Below are 21,675 nucleotides of genomic sequence, written 5' to 3' on the forward strand. Positions count from 1 at the left end.
GAATACTCAAATAACTCCTAAATTATGAGAAAGTCTGTTTATTTTACCTCAAAAACCATCATGCGCAACATTACTTTTTGTCTCCTTTTTGGAGTATTTCTAAGCTTATTTTCTTGTGATACAGGAACTTCAGAAGCAGATAATATCTTTGAATTTAAAGATTATATTTATCAAACGACCGCAGGAACAGTTTCGGTAAAAGAACCAATTATCATCGGATTGCAAAAACAATTGCCCAACTTAGGTGATTCGGGAGAAATCTCAGCAGACCTCATCAATATCAGTCCAAAAGTAACGGGAAAACTATTCATTCAAAATAACAAAACCTTACGCTTTGAGCCTGATACAGTATTGCAACCCGACACGGAATATTCGGTTACGGTGAACTTAAAAGATATGTACGAAGATGTAAAAAAAGAATTTCACACCTATACGTTCGTATTTAAAACGGTAACGCCCAACTTTTCAATTACCACAAATGATTTGCAATCGTACTCCAAAGAATGGCAATACTTAAATGGAACCTTGCGCGCTGCAGACATCATTCCCACAGAAAAACTATCAGCACTACTTTCTGCCACGCAAGATGGAAAAGCATTAAATATTAAATGGGAACCTTCTGTGCTGAATAATACAACCTATGAATTTACAATTGACAGCATTCATCGATTGGAAGAAGATTCTAAAATCAATATTTCGTGGGTAGGAACTCCGATCAATGCCAAAGCAAAAGGCAAGACAGACTACATCATTTCTGGGAGAAATAACTTTTCCATCATTGGCGTTACAGTTTCACAAAATCCTGAGCAAAAAGTAAGCATCAATTTCAGTGATCCGTTATTAAAAAATCAAAACTTCGCGGGTTTAGTCACCCTAAAAAATCAAAAAAATAGCACCTATGTTACAGATGGAAACATCCTGAATATCTATCCGACAAATAGAATCAAAGGCAGTACAACGTTAGAAATTTTTCCAGGAATAAAAAACAAAGACAACTACAAGCTCAAAAAAAGCTTTACAAAAAGTGTGACGTTTGAACAGCAAAAACCACAATTGCGCTCCGTAAGCAAAGGTGTTATTTTACCAAACTCCAAAAACCTTACGTACAACTTTCAAGCGATCAACTTACAGTCAGTCGATGTACGCATCATCAAAATATATCAAGACAATGTATTGCAGTTTTTACAGGAAAATAGCATCAGCGACTTAAACCGATACAACATTCGCCGTGTGGGAAGACGCATTGCCAAGAAAACCATCAATCTTATTGAAAATACAGAAGACAATGACGGGCAATGGAAAACCTACGGAATTGATTTATCCACATTATTCACAGCAGAATCTGGCGCTATTTATCAAGTAGAAATTGGCTTTAAAAAAGAATATTCGCTGTATGCGTGTCAAGAAAGTGATGGCGCTACGACGGATAATTCTCGTTATCGCGGAGATAGTTACTATCAAAATCGAGAAGATGAAGAAGAAAACGAAGCAGCCTATTGGGACAATAAAATGTACGAATTTAGAAACTATCGTTACAACTGGAGAGATCGCGACAATCCTTGTACAGAATCCTATTATTTACAAGAACGTTTTCTCACCACAAACATTCTGGCTTCTGATTTAGGTGTAATTGTAAAAAGTGGTGAAAACAGATCGTATCATTTCGCGGTAAGCGATATTTTATCTACCGATCCTGTAAATAGTGCAAAAGTAACGCTCTACAATTACCAACAACAGGAAATCGCATCCAAACAAACAGATTCCGAAGGTCTCACAATTATTGATGCAGACAAAAACGCATACTTTGCCACCGTTTCCAAAGGCAATCAAATTACGTATGTAAAACTGAATGATGGCAGTTCCTTATCTATGAGTAAATTTGATGTGGCAGGGAAAAAAATCAAAAAAGGCATCAATGGATACATATATGGTGAACGTGGCGTTTGGCGTCCTGGCGATACATTGCACTTGGCTTTTGTATTGAATGATGCTGGAAATCCACTACCAAAAAATCATCCTGTAAAAATGGAAGTTACAGATGCTCGCGGCAAATTGATCTACAAAAACCTGCAAACGCAAGGTGTAGAGAACTTCTATAAATTTACAGTAGAAACGGACAGCGAAGCACCCACAGGAAATTGGCAAGCGCGTGTGAGTGTTGGTGGTGTGAATTTCTCTAAAACACTCAAAATAGAAACAGTAAAACCAAATCGTTTAAAGATCAATATTGATTTTGACGATGAAATTTTAGCCAATTCCAGACCGATTGAAGGAACACTCAATGCCGCTTGGTTGCACGGCGCGCCTGCAAAAAACTTAAAAGCCGAAGTCAACGTACGATTGACAAGTACCAAAACATCCTTCAAGAAATTTCCGAACTATGAATTCAACGATCCAACACGCCAATTTAATGCGGAAGAATTTGTCATGTTCAGAGGAAAACTAAACGAAGAAGGAACCGTTGCTATTTCTAAAAAAATAAACGTCGAAAAAAATGCACCAGGCATGTTGCGTGCGTCTTTCCTAACACGCGTATTTGAAAATGGTGGCGATTTCTCTATTGATGCATTCTCGAAAGATTTTGCTCCGTATATTTCGTTTGTCGGACTCAAATCGCCCGAACCAAAACAATACGGTTCATTCTACACGGATGAAGATAATACCTTTGAAATTGTAACGGTGGACGATCGCGGAAATCCAATCAAGCGTAACGGACTGAAAGTAAAAATCTATGAAATCAATTGGCGTTGGTGGTGGAGTTCGTCGTATGAAGATTTATCATCCTATTCGGGAAGCAACTATCACGAACGCTATCGAACATTTACCATCAACACAAATTCCAATGGAAAAGGAAGCTTCAAACTGAACATTCCTGATGAAGATCGCGGACGTTATCTCATTCACATTTCCGATCCAAAAAGCGGGCACGCTACAGGAAGAACTGCCTACTTCTACAAAAACTGGTGGCGTAGAAGCAACGATGGCAATTCCGAATCAGCTAAAATGTTGATTTTTGCAGCAGACAAAGAAACCTACAATGTTGGCGAACAAGCAACGATTACCTTTCCATCAGGAAAAGGCGGACGTGCGTTGGTCAGTGTTGAAAATGGTACAGAAGTATTGAGTACTAAATGGGTGAAAACATCTAAAGAACAAACAACCACCACAATTCCGATAACGAAAGAAATGGCACCGAATGTTTTTGTAAATATTTCGTTAGTTCAAAAACACGACAATGTTTCCAACGATTTGCCAATTCGTCTATATGGTGTCATTCCAATCATGGTGGAAAATCCAGTGACGATTCTGAAACCAAAAATTTCAGTGCCAGAAACACTTCGCCCAGAAGAATCCTTTACAGTAAAAGTTAGTGAAGAAAACAAAAAAGCCATGACCTACACCATTGCGGTAGTTGACGAAGGCTTGCTAGATTTAACGCGATTTAAAACTCCAAATCCTTGGGATTTATTCTATCAGCGTCAAGCGCTTGGTGTCCGCACTTGGGATATGTATGATGATATTATTGGCGCATTTAGTGGCGATATTGATCAAGTATTTGCCATTGGTGGTGGCGATGACGGAAATGGCGCGAAAAACAAAAAAGCCAATCGGTTCAAACCTGTGGTTAAATATTTAGGACCTTTCCAGCTAAACGCAGGACAAACGAAATCGCACAAAATTGACATGCCAAATTATGTGGGCGCGGTTCGTACGATGGTTGTTGCAGGAAATGCTAAAACAGAAGCTTATGGAAATGCTGAGCAATCTTCAAAGGTAAAAAAACCGTTAATGGTCATTGCAACTGCACCCAGAAAACTAAGTCCGGGCGAAAAAGTAACCTTACCTGTTACGGTATTTGCAATGGAAGATAAGGTGAAAAATGTATCGCTTTCGCTGAAATTACAAAACGGCATTTCAGTGGTGGGAAGCAATACAAAATCGATCAGCTTTAGCAAACCTGACGAGAAAATGGTGTATTTCGACTTGGATGTCGGCGAAATAAAAGGCATTCAAACCATTGAAGTTGTGGCGACAGGAAATGGCGAAAAAGCATCGTACAAAGTAGAATTGGATGTGGAAAACCCAAATCCGATTGCAAAGAAAATTCACGAAATAACCTTGCAAGCAAACGAAACCCAAACACTTAGTTTTGAAACCTTTGGAGTAGCAGGAAGCAACGCAGCTACGGTAGAGTTTTCGACCTTACCACCGATGGATTTTACAAAACGTTTGTCCTATTTGATTCGCTATCCGCATGGTTGTGTAGAGCAAACAACCTCGAGTGCATTTCCACAGTTGTATCTCGCAGATATTTTCGATCTGACGACGGAGAAAAAAGGAGACATCAATCGAAATATTGAAAAAGCCATCAAACGTTTGGCACATTTTCAACGTCCAAATGGAGGCATGAGCTATTGGATGGGTCAAAATTCAGTAGATGTCTGGGGAACCAATTATGCCGGTCATTTTATGATTGAAGCGGAGAAAAAAGGATATATTTTACCATTGACGTTCATGAACAAATGGATTTCATATCAGCAAAATACAGCGCGTACATGGCGGAATACTAGACGAAGCAGTGATGTAACACAAGCCTATCGCTTGTATACCTTGGCGTTGGCAGGCTATCCAGATTTGGCGTCAATGAACCGTTTGCGTGAAACCAATAATTTATCAAACGATGCCAAATGGCGATTGGCGGCGGCGTACGCATTGGCTTCACAAAAAGAAGCTGCTGAAGAAATTGCAAAATCTGCCAATATTAACTTTGCATCTTCGCCTGCTGAAGACTATTACACCTATGGCTCAATAGAAAGAAATCGTGCGATGGCAATGGAAACAATGGTGATTTTAAAAGATCCTAAAACCATCGAATTATCAAAAAGAATTGCCAAAGATTTATCGTCCAATCGTTGGATGAGCACACAAACGGCAGCCTATAGTTTGTTAGCAATGGGCAAAATGGTGACACAAAACGGTGGCAAAAATATCAAGATGCAATTCTCCATTAATGGAGAAAATCAACAAAATATTCAAACAACAAAAGCTATTGCACAGCGCGATTTGAATATCAAAAAAGGAACAAATAGTATTCAAGTAGAAAATAAAGAAGCCAATGTATTGTTTGTGCGTGTGTTGAATACAGGAAAGTTGCCTTTGGGTGAAGAATTGGCGGAGAAACGAAATTTAGACATTCGCGTACGCTATAAAGACAAAGCAGGAAATACGATCGATGTTTCGCAATTAACACAAGGAACGGATTTTATGGCGACGGTAACAGTTTCTAATGATCAACCTGAATTTGTTGGGAATATTGCCTTAACGGAGATTTTTCCATCAGGTTGGGAAATTGTCAATACGCGTTTTACAGATTACGGAAACACGCCTTCAAGTGAAGCCACTCATACCGATATTAGAGACGATCGCGTGAATTTCTATTTTGATTTGCAACGTGGAAAAGCCAAAACTTTTAATGTGTTGTTGAATGCTTCCTATTTAGGAAAGTATTATTTACCAGGCGTTCAAGCAGAAGCGATGTATGACAATGAGTTCTTTGTGCGAACGAAAGGGCAATGGATTGAAGTGGTGAAATAGTTTTAAAAGTAAAAAATATTAGCAAAGTTTAAGTATCTTAGCTATCATTAAATTTACTTCCTCCAACATTTCTATCTAAAGACAAGAAATATTTACAAACCGTATGTCAAAAATTAAAATAGGCTTCATAGTTGTCTTGGGAGTTCTTTCCTTTTCGGGAAATCCTACTCACACAATTTCTACTTCAACATCGGAAGAAATGATGGACCCGATAGCATATGTAATATGTGATGATGACGGTTTTGTTGATATCAATCTGTTAGATATTGAAACGGAAGTATTGGAAAATTTTGGCAACGGTGCTATTGAAGAAGCTGTCATTATTTCTACCTCCACAGGACGAATTATTCAATTGAATGATCTTTCGGGAACCATCACCATTGATGAGATTTGCAATTTAGGCAATCCATTATCAGATGTTGCAGTTGACGAAAACGAAGAAATTTACGCTACTGATTTTGGTTCTATATTTTCGGTAGATGGAACAAATTGTACTACAAGTTTACTTCCAAATATGGGCGCCATTATACCTACAAACTCTTTGTCGTTTGACACGCAAGGAAATTTATATTTTGGCGGTGCCAATAACAGTATTGTATACCGATATGATAGTGATGAAATGAGCGCACCCTATGTATGGCATAATTTCGGAAGCGGCGCACCAAGTGGCGATTTTGTAATTTTAGGAAATAGAATGTACATATCTTGGAACATTGGTTCTGGTGTGCGTTTGTATGAAGTAACGATTGATGCCAATTTTGATTATGTATCGCATGTAGATTTAGGAACCATTCTTCCAGATACGTTTGGACTTGCCAGTGAGCTAGGTCAATTGTACGGCGTTACGCAGTCAGAGTTGTATGAAATTGATTTGAATTCATTTACATTTACCACCATTGCCAACAATGATTTTATATTTGGTTCATGGTTTGGTGCCGCAGGATTGCACGAAGCGTTTAATTATGAAGCTACGTCACATATAAGCCTTACAGACGCAAATAATAATACCAATCCACTTTCCAGTCCGTGGACAAATACACAACAAGGTATGCAAACTATTTATGTGAGAGTTGTAAATACCATCACAGGAGTTGTGGAAGTTGTAGAAGTCAATATTACCATTACGAACAACATACCCGATATTACGATGCCATCAGAATTAGCCGTTTGTGATGACGGAACAAATAGTGCTACTTTTAATTTAACAGATGTTGAAACTGAGTTGCTTCAAAATGTGACCAATGCTGTAACGGTAACCTATCACAATTCAGAAAATGATGCGGAAACAAATAGCAATCCTGTAAATTCAAATTACACCACAACAGCAACTCAAGAAACTATTTTTGTGAGAGTAGACAATGTAAATGATGATTGTTTTGCGACGAGTCAATTTACAATTTCCGTAAATCCTTCACCCGTTATTGTCATGCCAAGCGAAGTTGTACAATGCGAAGTTCAAGATGATGGTATTGTTGATCTTACCCAAGTAGAAACCGAATTACTTCAAAATAACACCATTGCGGTCGCAACAACGTATCACACAAATCTCGCCGACGCCACCAATGGAACCAATGCAGTAAGTGAAAATTACCAAGCTTTTGTGGGACAAGAAACTATTTTTGTGCGTGTAGAAAGTATCGCCAATCCTGAGTGTTTTGAAACTACCGAATTTATCCTTACGTTGAACGAAAATCCAGTAATAGTAACGCCAAGTGACATTGTACAATGTGAAGATGAAAACAATGGCTTTTTTAATTTGACACAAGTAGAAGCCGAATTGCTTCAAAATAATACACTTTCACCTGTGATAATTTCGTATTACACAAGTCTCGCAGATGCTTCTATTGCTGTAAATCCAATCAATAGTAACTATCAAATTCCTCCTGGACAAATTCCTATATTTGTACGTGTAGAAAATACGGTCAACGCCGAATGTTTTGAAATTGCAAGCTTTTTTATTGTGCGCAGTGGAGATTTACAACTGACACCGCCGAGCAACATCACGCAATGTGAAAATAATAACATTTTTGATCTCACACAAGTAGAAGCGGAACTGTTACAAAACACCTCAATAGCTGTAACCGTTAGTTATCACAATAATCCTTCTGATGCCGCCACAGGAACAAATGCTGTAAATACAAATTATCCGCTAACTTCAGTTGGGCAAGAAACTATCTTTATCCGTATAGAAAATTCCGCAAATAATAACTGTTTTGAAACTTCTCAGTTTGACATTATTCTGAATGCAATTCCACAAATTACCACGCCAAGCGATCTCGTGCAATGTCCGAATGAGAATAACGGAATTTTTGATCTTACCCAAGTAGAAGCAGCGTTGCTGGCAAACGTTACGGAAACTGTAAATGTTACGCATCATCCTACGGAAATAGACGCTAATGACAATTTGAATGCGTTGAGCACAAATTTTGATCCAACAACCAATCAAGAAACCGTTTTTGTACGTGTGGAAAATACAAGTTCGAATTGTTTTGACGTGACTCAGTTTCAAGTCATCACGATAGAAAATATACCAATTACACCGCCAAGCAATATCACACGTTGTGAAGATGAAAACTCCCTATTGTTCAATCTTACGCAAGTAGAAACAGAACTATTACAAAACGTAACACAAAACGTTGTCGTTTCTTATCATGCTTCTGCGGTTGATGCCAACACAAATACGGACGCGCTCAACACAGATTACATACTAACTTCTACGCAAGCTACAATTTACATTCGCATAGAAGATACGGACACCGCTTGTGTTGAAATAACGCAGTTTGCTATTGAAATTTTGGCAAATCCCGAAGTTGAATCATTAGTAAACTCACCAAGCGCACGCTTATTGACCGATTGTTATATTGATGCGAATACGGATGGTTTTTTCAATTTAAATGATAGTTATCCGCTCATCATTAGCAATGCAAGTGCCAATTATACCGTTGATTTTTTCCTTACGGAAGAAGATGCCGAACAAGAAATCAATACGATTGATGCTATTTTTTACGCTACAAACGACATACAAGAAATTTTTGCCACCGTGACCAATACGAATGGTTGTAAAAGTATTACCAACTTTTTTGTAGATCCTAATTGTTATACCACCGTAGTAGATATTACAAACATTTATTTTCCTGCATACTTTACACCAAACAACGATTTGACAAACGATATGTGGAATGTGGAAGGAATTTCAATAGCAGTACAGCAAACTTCCATCATGTATATTTTTGATCGGTATGGAAAATTGCTCTTTTACTTTAGACCAGGACAAATAAATGGTTGGGACGGAACATACCGAGGAAGATTGATGCCAAGCAACGACTATTGGTACAAATTTGAAATGGCAGATGGAAAAACCTTTTCGGGAAATTTTTCTTTAGTTCGATAATATGAATTCAGATTTTACTCCATACTACGCCGTCATTTTTACCTCAACACAAACTGACATGTTAGAAGGGTATGTGGAAATGGCGCAACAAATGGAAGCATTAGCCAAACAACAAACTGGATTCATCGGTATTGACAGTGCTCGAAACGCTGTGGGGATTACCGTGAGTTATTGGGAAACTTTGGAAGCCATTCAACAATGGAAACAACATACAGATCATCTTATGGCACAACAAAAAGGCATAAAAAAATGGTATGCGCATTACAATGTGAAAATCTGCAAAGTAGAACGTGAGTATGATTTTATAAAGAAATGATACGCTTATAAATAATTTTAAACGCTTATACAATAATTTTGAATATTTCATCTTTTTTCTTAACCTTCGTAAAAACAATTAAAACCGATTTATGAACCAAAAACTATTTTTTTTAATATTATTATTTTTTACTTCATTGCTAGCTGCACAAGAAACTCCTGTTTCCGCAGCAAATGAAAGTACTGGAAGCAACGGAAGTGTTACCTATTCGGTAGGTTTGATTTCTGTGGAAACCATAGAAAGTACAGACGGAAGCGTAAGTCAAGGAATACAAATTCCGTTAGAAGTAACACAATTACTCAGTATTAATGATCCACAGTTCAACAATGTGAATGTGCAGGTATTTCCAAATCCTACCACGGATATTGTGAAATTAAACGTTGGAAACCATCAAAATTTAAGTTTTCAAATGTATGATATCAATGGAAAACTAATTCAAAAACAAACCAATATTTCTTCGCAACAGATTTCTTTGGGCGCTTTTAAAAGTGGTATCTATCTCTTGAAGGTTCTTCGAGCGAATACAGAAATTAAAACATTCAAAATTGTCAAAAAATAACAAATGAAAAAAACACTACTTTCACTCATAACCTTATTCATTACGATTTCTGCTTTTGCACAATCACCTGAATTGATCAATTACCAAGCTGTGGTAAGAAATGCGGAAGGAGACTTAATTTCGGAAACGAGTGTTGGACTTCGAATGAGTATTTTGCAAACAACTGCAACAGGAACTTCGGTATACACAGAAACCCATTCAGTAACGACAAACACCAGCGGATTGTTCGCAATTATGATTGGTGGCGGCACAAGTTCAGATGATTTTTCTGCGATTGACTGGAGTGCTGGACCGTATTTTATCAAAACGGAAACCGACATCACGGGCGGCACCAACTATACAACTGTTGGCACCAGTCAATTGTTAAGTGTTCCGTATGCGTTGTATGCAAAAAACGGCACAAAATTTACAGAAACTAATGAAGGTTTGGAATACGATGGTGGAAATATCACGCTCACACAACCTGGCGCCACCATTAAATTAACTTCACCAGACGGAACTGTGTACGAATTAGGCATCAATGACAACGGACAATTATCAGTACCAACCTCAAATGCGCCTTCCACTTCGCCTACCAACTTTTACTTGTACGGAAGTTTTAACAATTGGGATGCTTCCACAGCATTGCAATTTGGGAATAATATTGCTCCGTATTCTAATTATATAGGTTTAAAATATTTTCAAGCGGGTGAAGAAATCAAGTTTTTAGCTGCTCAAAACGAAAGTATTGTGTTTGGAGGAGATGGATTCTCTAACGGTACGTTAATTGAAAATGGAAACGCTATTACCATTCCTAGTAATGGTTTGTATCGAATTAGGATTTACTTTACGGGGAATCATTTTGATTACATAATAGAATCAATAAATATTACATTCAATTCAGATTCCTTATCGTATGGCACAGATGGTTCTGGAGAATTTTTCTTCTTTCTATTTCTTCCAGCAAATGACGTGCAAAACAGTGTCAATATTGGAGGTTTTTTTTACGGAGATAACTTAAATGATCAATCTTTAGACGTAAATGGCCCTGCTATTTTTGGCCCTGCTGCTGCATTTGCACTAAAAGTCGTCGTAAACTTCAATGCGTCTATGCTTTACGAATTTCTCTTTTGACGGCAATATTTTCATGACGAATCAACACATAAACTAACATTAATTTAATAAGTAGTATTTAGAACCAAGTTAAAAATGAAAAAAACAATATTTACACTTCTTACTTTTTTGGTCACCTTAACCACATTCGCGCAAGCGCCAGAATTAGTAAACTACCAAGCTATCATTAGAAACTCAGATGGAAACCTTGTGCAAGATTCCAATATTGGCATGCGCGTTAGTATTTTACAAACAAATGCCACAGGAACAGCCGTGTACACCGAAACACATACAGTGTCTACCAATACCAACGGATTGGTGACAATTATGATCGGTGGCGGAACATCTTCGGACGACTTCTCAGCCATTGATTGGAGCACAGGACCGTATTTTATAAAAACGGAAACCGACATTGCTGGCGGCACCAATTATACCATCACAGGAACAAGTCAGTTGTTAAGTGTTCCGTATGCGTTGTATGCAAAAACAGCGGGAAGTGTTTCAGGCGGTGGCAGTAGTAATCAATCTGCAACTCAAAATCCACTCAACTTAAACAACAACACAAGTTTTGCATTCAAATCATCTGATGAAAATAAAATATATGCATGGAGCAACCAAGGAAGTTGGTCGTTTGTAAGCTATACAAATACAGCGTATGGAGCAGGAAGTTTAATTGCTTCCAACGGTAACTTTGCCTTTAAAGCAAGTGACGATAATAAAATGTATGCATGGAGTTTTGTAACGTACAACTGGACAAGTGTAGATTATACAAACACCGCTTACGGCGCAGGTTCAATTACAGCTTCCAAAGGAAATTTTATTTTTAAAGGAAGTGATGATAATAAGTATTTTGTTTGGAATGGAAAAACAGGTGTTTGGTCTTCAATTTCTTATGTAAATACAGCATACGGACCTAATAGCTTAACTGCTTCTGAAGGAAACTTTGCATTTAAATCAAGTGATGAAAATAAAATTTATGCTTGGAGCGCACATACAGGAACATGGTCGTCCGTAAGTTATACAAATACAGCGTACGGAGCTAGTTCAATAACTGCATCTAACGGAAACTTTATTTTTAAAGCACGCGACGATAATATGTATTATGTATGGAATGCAGAAGATGGTGTATGGACAGGAACTAGCTATCCAAACACAGCTTATGGAGCAGGAAACATCGTTGTTTCTCCTCATAACGAAAACTAATATCAAAAATGATCGCCAGAATAATCAAAAAGATTCAAAACAATAAAATCAAAACGATTATTCTGGTTATTCTATTAATTGCGTATTATTTCTGTTTGCCAGAAACCTTATTCAACACGCCAACTTCTACCGTTATTGAAAGTCGTGAAGGGAATTTGCTTGGCGCGAAAATAGCCGATGATGGACAATGGCGATTTCCTCCATTAGATTCGATTCCCGAAAAATTCAAAACCTGTATCATACAGTTTGAAGATGCTTACTTTTACAGTCACCCAGGCTTCAATCCTGTTTCCATAGCAAAAGCCTTGTGGCAAAACCTAACTTCGGGCGAAGTACAACGCGGCGGAAGTACACTTACACAACAAGTTATACGCTTATCGCGAAAAGGGCAAAAACGTACTTATTTTGAAAAAGGCAAAGAAATCATACTCGCTACACGATTAGAATTTCGCTATTCGAAAGATGAAATTTTAAAACTCTACGCATCGCACGCGCCTTTTGGTGGAAATGTGGTCGGACTCGATGCCGCAGCTTGGCGTTATTTTGGCAGAAGACCGCAAGAATTATCGTGGGCAGAAAGTGCAACGCTTGCCGTATTGCCCAATGCACCAAGTTTAATTTATCCTGGAAAGAATCAAATTCGTTTAAAAAATAAACGCGATCGACTCTTAAAAAAGCTACTCAATGAAGAGCTTATTGATCAACTCACCTATGAATTAGCCATTGAAGAGCCATTGCCACAAAAACCATACAAACTGCCACAAACTGCCAAACATTTACTAGACAAAGTTGCAGAAATACACAAAGGAAAACGTGTACAAACGTCCGTTGAATCCTACTTACAACAAGAAGCTAACGTCATTGTAGCCAAACATTACAGTGAACTTCAACAAAATCAAATTTACAATGCTGCCGTGTTGGTATTGGATGTAAAAACACGAAAAGTATTAGCGTATGTAGGAAACACGCCTACGGACAAAGCCCATCAAAAAGATGTCAATATTGTTCACAAACCGCGAAGTACAGGAAGCATTATGAAGCCTTTTTTGTACACCGCCATTTTAGATGCGGGCGATTTGCTTCCAAACACGTTGGTGGTCGATGTGCCCACACAAATTGGGAATTACAATCCGAAAAACTTTAAAGAAACCTATGATGGCGCTGTGACTGCCAAACGTGCATTATCGCGTTCGTTGAATGTTCCTGCGGTTCGGATGTTGCAACAATTCGGACTGGATAAATTTCATTATTACCTGCAAAAACTAGAATTAAAAGATATATCGTATCCTGCCGATCATTACGGACTTTCGTTGATACTTGGTGGTGCCGAAAGCAATTTGTGGGACTTGTGTAAAACCTATGCAGCATTTTCATCCACTTTGACACATTTTGGTGAAAATTCGAGTCAATACTTTACCAATGAATTTTGCGAACCTTCTTTTTTGTGGGATGAAACCATTGATTTTGGATCGCTTACCGCGGAAAAAACCATCTTTGATGCAGGATCAATATATAAAACGTATGAATCTTTAAAAGAAGTAAATCGCCCAGAAGGGGAAGAAAACTGGGAGTTTTTCGATTCTAGCAAACAAATTGCTTGGAAAACGGGGACGAGTTTTGGTTTTCGTGATGCATGGGCAATTGGTACAACCAAAGATTATGTGGTGGGCGTTTGGGTTGGAAACGCTGACGGCGAAGGTCGCCCCGGATTGATTGGAACAGTTGCCGCCGCTCCGATTTTATTTGATGTGTTTGATATGCTACCCAAAAGTGAATGGTTTCCTGTTCCGTATGACGAACTCCAAGAAGTGGAAATTTGCTCCAAAAGTGGGTATCGCGCTTCTGATTTGTGTGAAGAAAAGCAGTTGCAGTTTATTCCGATCAGTGGACTGAAAACAAAGCCTTGTCCGTATCATGTTTTAGTGCATTTGGATTTGGACGAACGCTATCAAGTCAATTCGTCTTGTCAGCCACTGAATCAAATGGTGCATAAAAGTTGGTTTGTGTTGCCACCTTTGATGGAATATTACTATCAGAATAAAAATCCGTTGTACAAAACTTTGCCACCATTTCGAAAAGATTGTACGGCGGAGTTTCAAAAACAGCTAGATTTTTTGTATCCGGAAGAAGCGACAAAAGTGTTTTTACCAAAAGATTTTGATGGCAACACCAATGGCGTCATTGTACGTTTGGCGCATTCCATTCCCGATACTAAAATATTTTGGTATTTAGATGAAACCTTCTTGGGAACTACCGAAACCATTCACGAAATGGAAATCAAACCTGAAACAGGCATTCACAAAATTACGGTGGTGGATGCGTTGGGTAATGAAGCCACACGCACGATTGAGGTTCAAGAATAAAAAGGCGCATTCAGAAAATAGCTCACTTAAAGCTAACAAGAACATAAAAATCCAAGATTTGATCTATTTCAGTTCTTGGATTTTTATTTTGGACTGTTTTTATGTTCTTTTTAGTGAGTTTTGTTAACGATAAGACATACCTATTCCATTGTTTTAGTAAGCTATTTTAAAATTTTATGCTGCTATTTGTTGCTTTTTGTAGATTCTTCTTCCGATTTCTAAGGCATTAGCGGTATGTATACCAAAGAATATCCACAAGGTTTCTGTAAGCTTTGTTTTTGCTTTTATTTTTTTGAGATGATAATACTCTTTCTCCTTGCCAAAGCTACCTTCTAATCGCGTAGCTCTTTCTTTTGTGATTAAGCTCTTTAATTTTTTCTCTTGCTTGTAGTCTTTAGGAGGCCTTCCTTTTCTTTTGAAGTCGGTTTTAATCTTGTGCTTTGTGACAAAGTTTCTATTCTTGTTTGTGGCATATATAGCATCTGCTCCAATGATCTTGGTTTTTCTATGGGTAAGATCTTGTGCTTTATAGATCGTAGCTTGCAGTCGCGTTCCCTCATTGAAGGCATGAAAACTTAGGTGTTCTATAAAGCTAATTCCATCGATTTGTAGTTTGTTAACTTTGGCTCCGAACTCTACGGGTTTGATTTCTTTTCCTCGAACGATAGGTCGTAAGTAGTCCTTTGCAATACTTACAATACGGTCTTTAATCTTATTACCTGTTCTGAAGTGATATTCTTGTTGAGAGTAAACTTTTTTGATGGTGGCTACTCTGCGATAGTATTGTACACTTGCTTGCAAGTTGTACTTTTTACGTAAGTGAGCTTCAAAGTCGATAAACTTCTTTAATAACCCTAAAAGTGAACGTGTTAGTGATTTTCGTTTTGACTTGGTCTTGCGACGCATCTTGCTAAAGCCATGATAACGTAGTTTCCATTTCAAGTATTTACTGCGTATCATTTTTACCCCTACTACTTTAGCATTTTTGCGGAGTTGATTGTACATCCAATGAACAGCTTCCCATAGTAGCTTTTGATTGGTAGGATATCGCAGTTCACTCTCATAACAAGTAGCATCCACAGTGACTTGATCAGGATTCTCTATATAACCAGACCAGTTTACGTATAGACACTTTTCCAAGACTTCAATATCCAAACAGCCCGCTAACTCACATCGTATTTGACTCACGATTTTAGAATTTGTCAACCGATTAAAACCTAAAGAAATGTCACAAAAAAACTGATAGTCAACATTACTGTTAAGTTGTTCTAAAAGACGTTTATCGCTACAACAAGCATAATGTTTTAAAAACATTAAAGCTAGACGACCTTTAGGACTGAAAAGCATATTCCTACCTAGTTTGTGTTCCTTAATATTAAAAGTGGCTACCAAATCGTCCCAAGGAATGGCTGTATAAATCTTACCTAAATCACTTTGCAAAAAACGCTCATAAAACAGCGTGTAATTTTCAGATATCGAAAAAAGAGATAAACGGGTTTGTAAATCAGAAATTCTTTGTATTTTCATGGCTAGAGAAAAAAGAAAACCCCGTTTTTGAACCATATCGGTCATTTTCGGGGTTTTATGTTTCTTTAATTTACAAAGAAATATTAGTATTTAAAAGGCTTTACGTATTTTCTGAATGCGCCTTTAAAAATAAACACAACCGCAACCTGTTTCTGGAAGTACACAAATACGCATTGGTTCATTGCATCCGCCACTACCAGAGCCTCCATTAGCATCTCTATAACATAAACCATCCGGAGCACAACTTGATCCGCTTGGACAATCTCCATTTCTATCGCAAATAGCAATAGGATTACCGCCGTTTATTTGTCTTTGTTCTTTTTTTGTTAGTGCGGTTGCACCTTTTACTTGTAAGATTTGTTTTTTCATGATATTTAATTTTTGGTTAAGTCTTTTGAAAATAACAAAATATTACAGAAAAGTAGTATATCTTTTGAAAGTTTTAACTTTTATTTCTTGTCCTTGTCTTTATCAAAAGTAATTTCAGCTTCCACAAGAGTTCCATCACGATTTACTTTTACCGTCGTTGAACTGCCTTTTTCGAATTGAGATAAAGCTTTCATATAGGTTTTCATATCTGTGATTTCAAATTCGCCCAATTGCACGACAACATCACCTTTTTGCAACCCTGCTTTTTGTGCCGGACGATTTTCGCTTACACCATCAATGCGCATGCCTTTTCCGTCAAATAAATAATCAGGAACTACGCCCAACGTCACTTTGAAGCGCGGAACATCATCTGATTCGTTCACAGTTTTGGTAAATGTTATTTTTCCTTGTGAATTTACTTTTGAAATAATTCTGTGAATGTAGTTTGAAATTTGAAACATTCCGTCGTAATTCAACTTTTCCAAATCGTCTGAAGGTTTGTGGTAATCTACATGCTGTCCTGTAAAAAAGTGCAACACCGGAATATCTTGCAAGTAAAACGATGTATGATCTGACGGACCGACACCTGAAACGTTCAGTTTAAAATCGAATGTATGTTTGCTATTAGCTTTCTTAATGGTTTCTTCCCAAATTGGCGATGTTCCTATTCCGTAAATTGCCAGCGTTTTCGTTTTCTTCAAACGACCCACCATGTCCATATTGATCATGTAATTTACTTTCGTAAGATCAATTGTTGGGTTTTTTACAAAATAATTAGAACCTAATAAGCCCATTTCTTCTCCCGAAAAAGCCATAAACAAGTAATTATTTTCTGTATTGGTGTCGGTTAATTTATCTGCCAAATACAGCATCACTGCTACGCCGCTTGCATTGTCGTCCGCGCCATTGTGTATCATCGGTTCACCTCTGTGTAACGAACCTTCTTGTCCCATGCCCAAATGGTCGTAATGTGCGCCAATAACAATCGTATTTTCAGCTTTGTTGTCAATAAATCCAATGACGTTTCTTCCTGTAATGGTTTTTTTACTAGTTCCTTCGCCGTATTGCACTTCCGCATGCGGATCTGTTTTTGGTGTAAATGTAAATGCCTGAATGTATTCGTTGGTACCTTTCGGCAGAATTCCCAAGTCTTTAAACCGATTGGCAATATACGAAGCTGCCAAAACTTCCCCTTCTGTACCCGTGGCTCTTCCTTGTAAAGAATCGTTTGCCAAGACGGCAATATCTTCTTTAATTCGGTTTTCAATTGGACGTTCTGTCTTGCAAGCACATAGAAATGCTAAAAAAAGAATTACAAATACTGGTTTGTTGGACATAAGAAGTTATTTTTGTGCAAAATTATCAAAATATTAAGTACTTATGACACGTATTTTTGTTTTAATCGTATGCCTTGCCTTTTTTTCATGCAATAAGAATCCATTAATTTATCCTGAAGAAAAATATTTTAAAGACATTCGTCAAGTGACGTTTGGAGGCGATAATGCAGAAGCATATTGGAGTTTTGATGACAAACAACTTATTTTTCAATCGAACAATACCCAATGGAATGTGTCTTGTGATCAAATGTTTTTGATGAATATTGACGAAACATTTAAAGACAACATGCCATCAATGGTGAGTACAGGAAAAGGAAGAACGACGTGCTCATACTTTTTACCTGATAACAAACATATTATTTATTCGTCTACACATTTGGTAGATGAAAACTGTCCAGAAGTACCGTTGCGCAAAAACGGAAAATACATTTGGCCTGTATACGATTCGTTCGACATTTTTGTGGCCGATTTGGAAGGAAATATTGTCAAGCAATTGACCAACGAAAAAGGCTACGATGCAGAACCAACAGTGTCTCCAAAAGGTGATAAAATTGTATTTACTTCTACGCGTAGTGGTGATTTGGAGTTGTACACCATGAATATTGACGGAAGCGATGTACAACAAATCACAGACGAATTGGGCTATGATGGCGGCGCGTTCTTTTCGCCAGATAGCACCAAAATTATTTTCCGTTCATCACGTCCAAGAACTGCCGCAGAAATCAAAGAATACAAAGAGTTGTTGGCAGAAGGTTTGGTGCAACCTACACAAATGGAATTGTACATCTGCAACGCTGACGGAAGCGATTTGCGTCAATTAACCGACTTAGGAAATGCCAACTGGAGTCCGTTTTTTCATCCTTCTGGAGAAAAAATCATCTTCTCGTCCAACCATGAAAGCGAACGCGGATTTCCGTTCAATTTGTACATGATTAATTTGGATGGAACAGGTTTGGAACGCATTACACACGGAGAAACCTTTGATGCTTTTCCTGTATTTTCTAACGATGGAAAAAAATTAGCGTTTTCATCTAACAGAAATAACGGTGGCGGAAGAGACACCAATCTTTTTATTGCAGAATGGCAGGAGTAGTACTTTTCTTTTATCTTTTTAATTCGAAATAGGCTTTAATTAACTTTTTAGGCGAGTAAATTTTCTCAGGCAAACAAAATGGCAGTTTTGTCAGTGTTTGGTCATTTTTCACAGAAAATTATACCGTATTTTTCATATCATAAAAAGTCACACATGAAAAAAAGTTCGAAAAAAATCCAATTAAAAAAGCGTTCTATTTCAACATTAAACGCGCATGAGTTAAAAGGAGGAATTACAAGTACAACTGTAGGAACGACTTCTTTATTAACAATAACGGCAAAGTCTTTTATGCAAGACGGGGAAGACAACTGCGTTTCTAATCAACACTAGTACATCGTTTTGTTTGGAAAATGACATTTTAGAAACGTCATAGCGAATGAAATGAAGCTATCTGCTGCTTGATAAACAGATTACTTCGTCGTTTCTCCTCGTAAAGACGTTTCAAATAATGCACACGTCACTTTCCAAACAATTTTAAGTGCAAATCAACTTAATTTCGCCTGTATTTACAGTAAAAACCATTTGCTGCATGGTAATTCCCATCATCACATTTTGATGTTGTAAAACTTCCAAACACTGTTGTTCTTGTTGTACTTTGTTCGCTCGTAATAATGTTGTTGTTGAATCAAAACGTCCACAGGAAGTAGCTTGCAAAATATTGCCCGCTGCACGTCCATTTTGCAATTGTTTATAATCGTTTGTTACTACGATAAAACCTTCTTCCGAAATCCGTGTTTCGGTTCGTTTTGGCGTACGTTCAATTACTACTTTTTCATGGTGTTTTGTTCCCGAAAGTAACAATAAGCAATCGCAAATAATTGGTGTGTTTTCCAGTTTTGTTTTCGCTTCCTCAAATGATTCACAAGTTTCCAACACATCACGCAATACAAATGAAATTGGCAATGCTAATTCCGCTTGATCTTCACTCAAAACCGCATTTAAAGTAATGGCAAATTTGCGTGGTTTTATTGCCGAAAGTACTCCGACAAATCCTGGCCAACCAACAGATTTAAAAATAGTTTTTCCAGCTTTTTGAAAGTCGAAAATCATAGAATGTGTGCTTAATATATTCTCATCTGTATGCCAATCTAAGTTGCGAGCATGGAACATTTCATTATCATTCCACGTAGCAAAAGCAGTACAACCGAAATATAATTTTAATACATCGTAATACAAATTAGCAACTAAAATTTCATTCACAGAAAAATTAGAAATTTCAGCAATGCTTTGTATTTCTTGAATATAGGTTTCGCTAATAAATTGTTCTTTGTACAACTCAACACCTTCAAAAATAAATTCAGCTCCTGTAAAATCGTCTAAATAACATTGAATCAATTCGTTTACTGCTGTTTTATATTTAGATAGAAATGACCAACGTTTGCTTGGTTGTAAATCTAAATTCACAATATGTGTTTTCATGATTTTATTTTTTAAAAACTTGCACCGGATTTCCCAATTGCAACTCTTTGTGTTGCCTCCACTTTTGCTTTGCTACCGCATTTTGGTGTTGTTTGTTTTGCGCACTAATTGCGATATCTAATCGTACGAATGCTAGTTTTCTGTTTAAAAATTGCGAGCGTTCTTCGCTTGCTTGTACTGTAATTCCCGTAGGAATATGTGTCATTGTTACTGCCGTTTCTACTTTATTTACGTGTTGTCCGCCTGCTCCCGAACTTCGTGCCGTTTTGACTTGAACCTCTTTTGGAGACCACGAAATTTGTGTGGGCATTGCGTATACTTTTACATTCACAAACCAGTTTTTACGCTGATGATGTGCGCGATACGGACTTCTAAAAATGAATTGTATTGTCCCTTGCCAATAGTTTTTAAAGTCAGTCGCATCGCCTGTTACACGTAACCAAACCGATTTGTAGTTTTGGTATTTTGTAGCCACCAATTCAATGACGCTAAATGTAAAATTTGGCAAGCGCATTAGCTTTTCTGTTAAGTATTTTACGGCGAGGCAGCATTCCTCAGGTCCTGAACCTGAGGAAATTTGCACCCAAAATTGATTGTCCATAATTTCTATATTTTCGAATTTGTGTTTTTTGTCATTCCTGCGCAGGCAGGAATGACAAAAAACACATATTGAATTAGTCTAACATGGAATTGAATTTCACATTAGTTTTTGTCTTGTTTTTACGTTTTGTTTTTTTCTTTTTTGACTTTTTTCCAACGTTTATTTTTTCCTTAATACGTCGTAATTGGTTGTCAATAAAATATCTGTGTTCATTGTTTAAAGCCAAGTGTTTTGACTTCTTCAAGCATGTTTTTGCTGCTTTAAATTGTTCTTGTTTCTCTAAAAGAATCGCTTTTATATAGTGCAAACGTGCTTTGTCTGTTTGTGCTAATGAAAATCCAACTTCTAAAACATGTGCTGCTTCTGCGTAATCGCAAACGTCAATTAGTAAGAACGGATAGTAGTAATAGGTTTCTACATATTCGTGATCTATGCATAAAGCTTGATGATAGTATTCGCGAGCATTTTTGTAATCGTGTATTTGTTCATGATAGATTCTTCCCATTAAATTACTAGCACCTGCATGATCATTTCCACCCAATATGTATTGTAATTTTTGCACACATTGTTCTATATCATACGAATAACTTTCTAATGCTTGAATGAATACTATATCGTCTGTATATGTTGCCATTTTTGTGTTTTTTTCTGTACGTCAGTTCGAGGAGAAAACGATGACCTAATCTGTTTTTTATTTTAGCAGATTGCCACGAATTTTTACAAAATTCTCGCAAAGACGTTTCTATGTTATTTTCTTTTTTTTTTGAATCTTCATTAAGAATACTAGAGAAACCTTGAGAACCTTAGTTT

General features: G+C 37.3%; 15 protein-coding genes. 9 read left to right on the top strand and 6 right to left on the bottom strand.

What is annotated here, in order from left to right:
• Positions 1-24 precede the first annotated feature (24 nt).
• From KORDIASMS9_RS04665 to pbpC, 7 genes are all read left to right on the top strand, one after another.
• Positions 25-5,595 carry an alpha-2-macroglobulin gene (locus KORDIASMS9_RS04665; RefSeq protein WP_114901727.1) on the top strand — a complete coding sequence of 1,857 codons (5,571 nt, stop codon included), beginning with the start codon at positions 25-27 and terminating at the stop codon, positions 5,593-5,595.
• Between the two features lie 103 nt (positions 5,596-5,698).
• The gene (locus KORDIASMS9_RS04670) at positions 5,699-8,986 is read left to right on the top strand and encodes a T9SS type B sorting domain-containing protein (protein WP_114901728.1); all 3,288 of its coding nucleotides are present in this window, start codon (positions 5,699-5,701) and stop codon (positions 8,984-8,986) included.
• 1 nt (position 8,987) lies between these two features.
• Complete coding sequence (locus tag KORDIASMS9_RS04675; RefSeq protein WP_114901729.1) at positions 8,988-9,302, top strand: antibiotic biosynthesis monooxygenase; 315 nt, start codon at positions 8,988-8,990, stop codon at positions 9,300-9,302.
• 91 nt (positions 9,303-9,393) lie between these two features.
• Entirely contained in the window at positions 9,394-9,861 is a 468-nt protein-coding gene (locus KORDIASMS9_RS04680) for a T9SS type A sorting domain-containing protein (protein ID WP_114901730.1), read from the top strand.
• A 3-nt stretch (positions 9,862-9,864) separates the two neighbouring features.
• Positions 9,865-10,974 carry a hypothetical protein gene (locus KORDIASMS9_RS04685; protein WP_114901731.1) on the top strand — a complete coding sequence of 370 codons (1,110 nt, stop codon included), beginning with the start codon at positions 9,865-9,867 and terminating at the stop codon, positions 10,972-10,974.
• A gap of 75 nt (positions 10,975-11,049) precedes the next feature.
• Complete coding sequence (locus tag KORDIASMS9_RS04690) at positions 11,050-12,156, top strand: WD40 repeat domain-containing protein (protein WP_114901732.1); 1,107 nt, start codon at positions 11,050-11,052, stop codon at positions 12,154-12,156.
• A gap of 8 nt (positions 12,157-12,164) precedes the next feature.
• Entirely contained in the window at positions 12,165-14,519 is a 2,355-nt protein-coding gene (pbpC, locus tag KORDIASMS9_RS04695; protein ID WP_114901733.1) for a penicillin-binding protein 1C, read from the top strand.
• A gap of 174 nt (positions 14,520-14,693) precedes the next feature.
• On the opposite strand, the gene KORDIASMS9_RS23810 is transcribed toward pbpC, so the two are convergent.
• From KORDIASMS9_RS23810 to KORDIASMS9_RS04710, 3 genes are all read right to left on the bottom strand, one after another.
• Positions 14,694-16,046 (bottom strand): transposase, encoded by a 1,353-nt coding sequence (locus KORDIASMS9_RS23810; protein WP_162819764.1) that lies wholly within the window; start codon positions 16,044-16,046, stop codon positions 14,694-14,696.
• Positions 16,047-16,169: 123 nt separating this feature from the next.
• The gene (locus KORDIASMS9_RS04705) at positions 16,170-16,415 is read right to left on the bottom strand and encodes a hypothetical protein (protein WP_240321129.1); all 246 of its coding nucleotides are present in this window, start codon (positions 16,413-16,415) and stop codon (positions 16,170-16,172) included.
• 80 nt (positions 16,416-16,495) lie between these two features.
• On the bottom strand, positions 16,496-17,752 hold the full coding sequence (locus tag KORDIASMS9_RS04710; RefSeq protein WP_114901735.1) for a M28 family peptidase: 1,257 nt from the start codon (positions 17,750-17,752) through the stop codon (positions 16,496-16,498).
• Positions 17,753-17,795: 43 nt separating this feature from the next.
• Between KORDIASMS9_RS04710 and KORDIASMS9_RS04715 the strand changes: the two genes are divergently transcribed.
• Positions 17,796-18,845 (top strand): PD40 domain-containing protein, encoded by a 1,050-nt coding sequence (locus tag KORDIASMS9_RS04715; protein WP_114901736.1) that lies wholly within the window; start codon positions 17,796-17,798, stop codon positions 18,843-18,845.
• Positions 18,846-18,998: 153 nt separating this feature from the next.
• Complete coding sequence (locus KORDIASMS9_RS04720) at positions 18,999-19,175, top strand: hypothetical protein (protein ID WP_162819765.1); 177 nt, start codon at positions 18,999-19,001, stop codon at positions 19,173-19,175.
• A gap of 144 nt (positions 19,176-19,319) precedes the next feature.
• Here the strand turns inward: KORDIASMS9_RS04720 and KORDIASMS9_RS04725 are convergent, their stop codons facing one another.
• The 3 genes from KORDIASMS9_RS04725 to KORDIASMS9_RS04735 form a co-directional block, all read right to left on the bottom strand.
• Positions 19,320-20,264: a C45 family autoproteolytic acyltransferase/hydolase gene (locus KORDIASMS9_RS04725; RefSeq protein WP_114901738.1), complete on the bottom strand. Its 945-nt coding sequence runs from the start codon at positions 20,262-20,264 to the stop codon at positions 19,320-19,322.
• A gap of 4 nt (positions 20,265-20,268) precedes the next feature.
• The gene (gene prfH / locus KORDIASMS9_RS04730) at positions 20,269-20,865 is read right to left on the bottom strand and encodes a peptide chain release factor H (protein ID WP_114901739.1); all 597 of its coding nucleotides are present in this window, start codon (positions 20,863-20,865) and stop codon (positions 20,269-20,271) included.
• A 73-nt stretch (positions 20,866-20,938) separates the two neighbouring features.
• The gene (locus KORDIASMS9_RS04735; protein ID WP_114901740.1) at positions 20,939-21,499 is read right to left on the bottom strand and encodes a hypothetical protein; all 561 of its coding nucleotides are present in this window, start codon (positions 21,497-21,499) and stop codon (positions 20,939-20,941) included.
• Positions 21,500-21,675 lie beyond the last annotated feature (176 nt).

Source organism: Kordia sp. SMS9, from assembly GCF_003352465.1.
Taxonomy (GTDB): domain Bacteria; phylum Bacteroidota; class Bacteroidia; order Flavobacteriales; family Flavobacteriaceae; genus Kordia.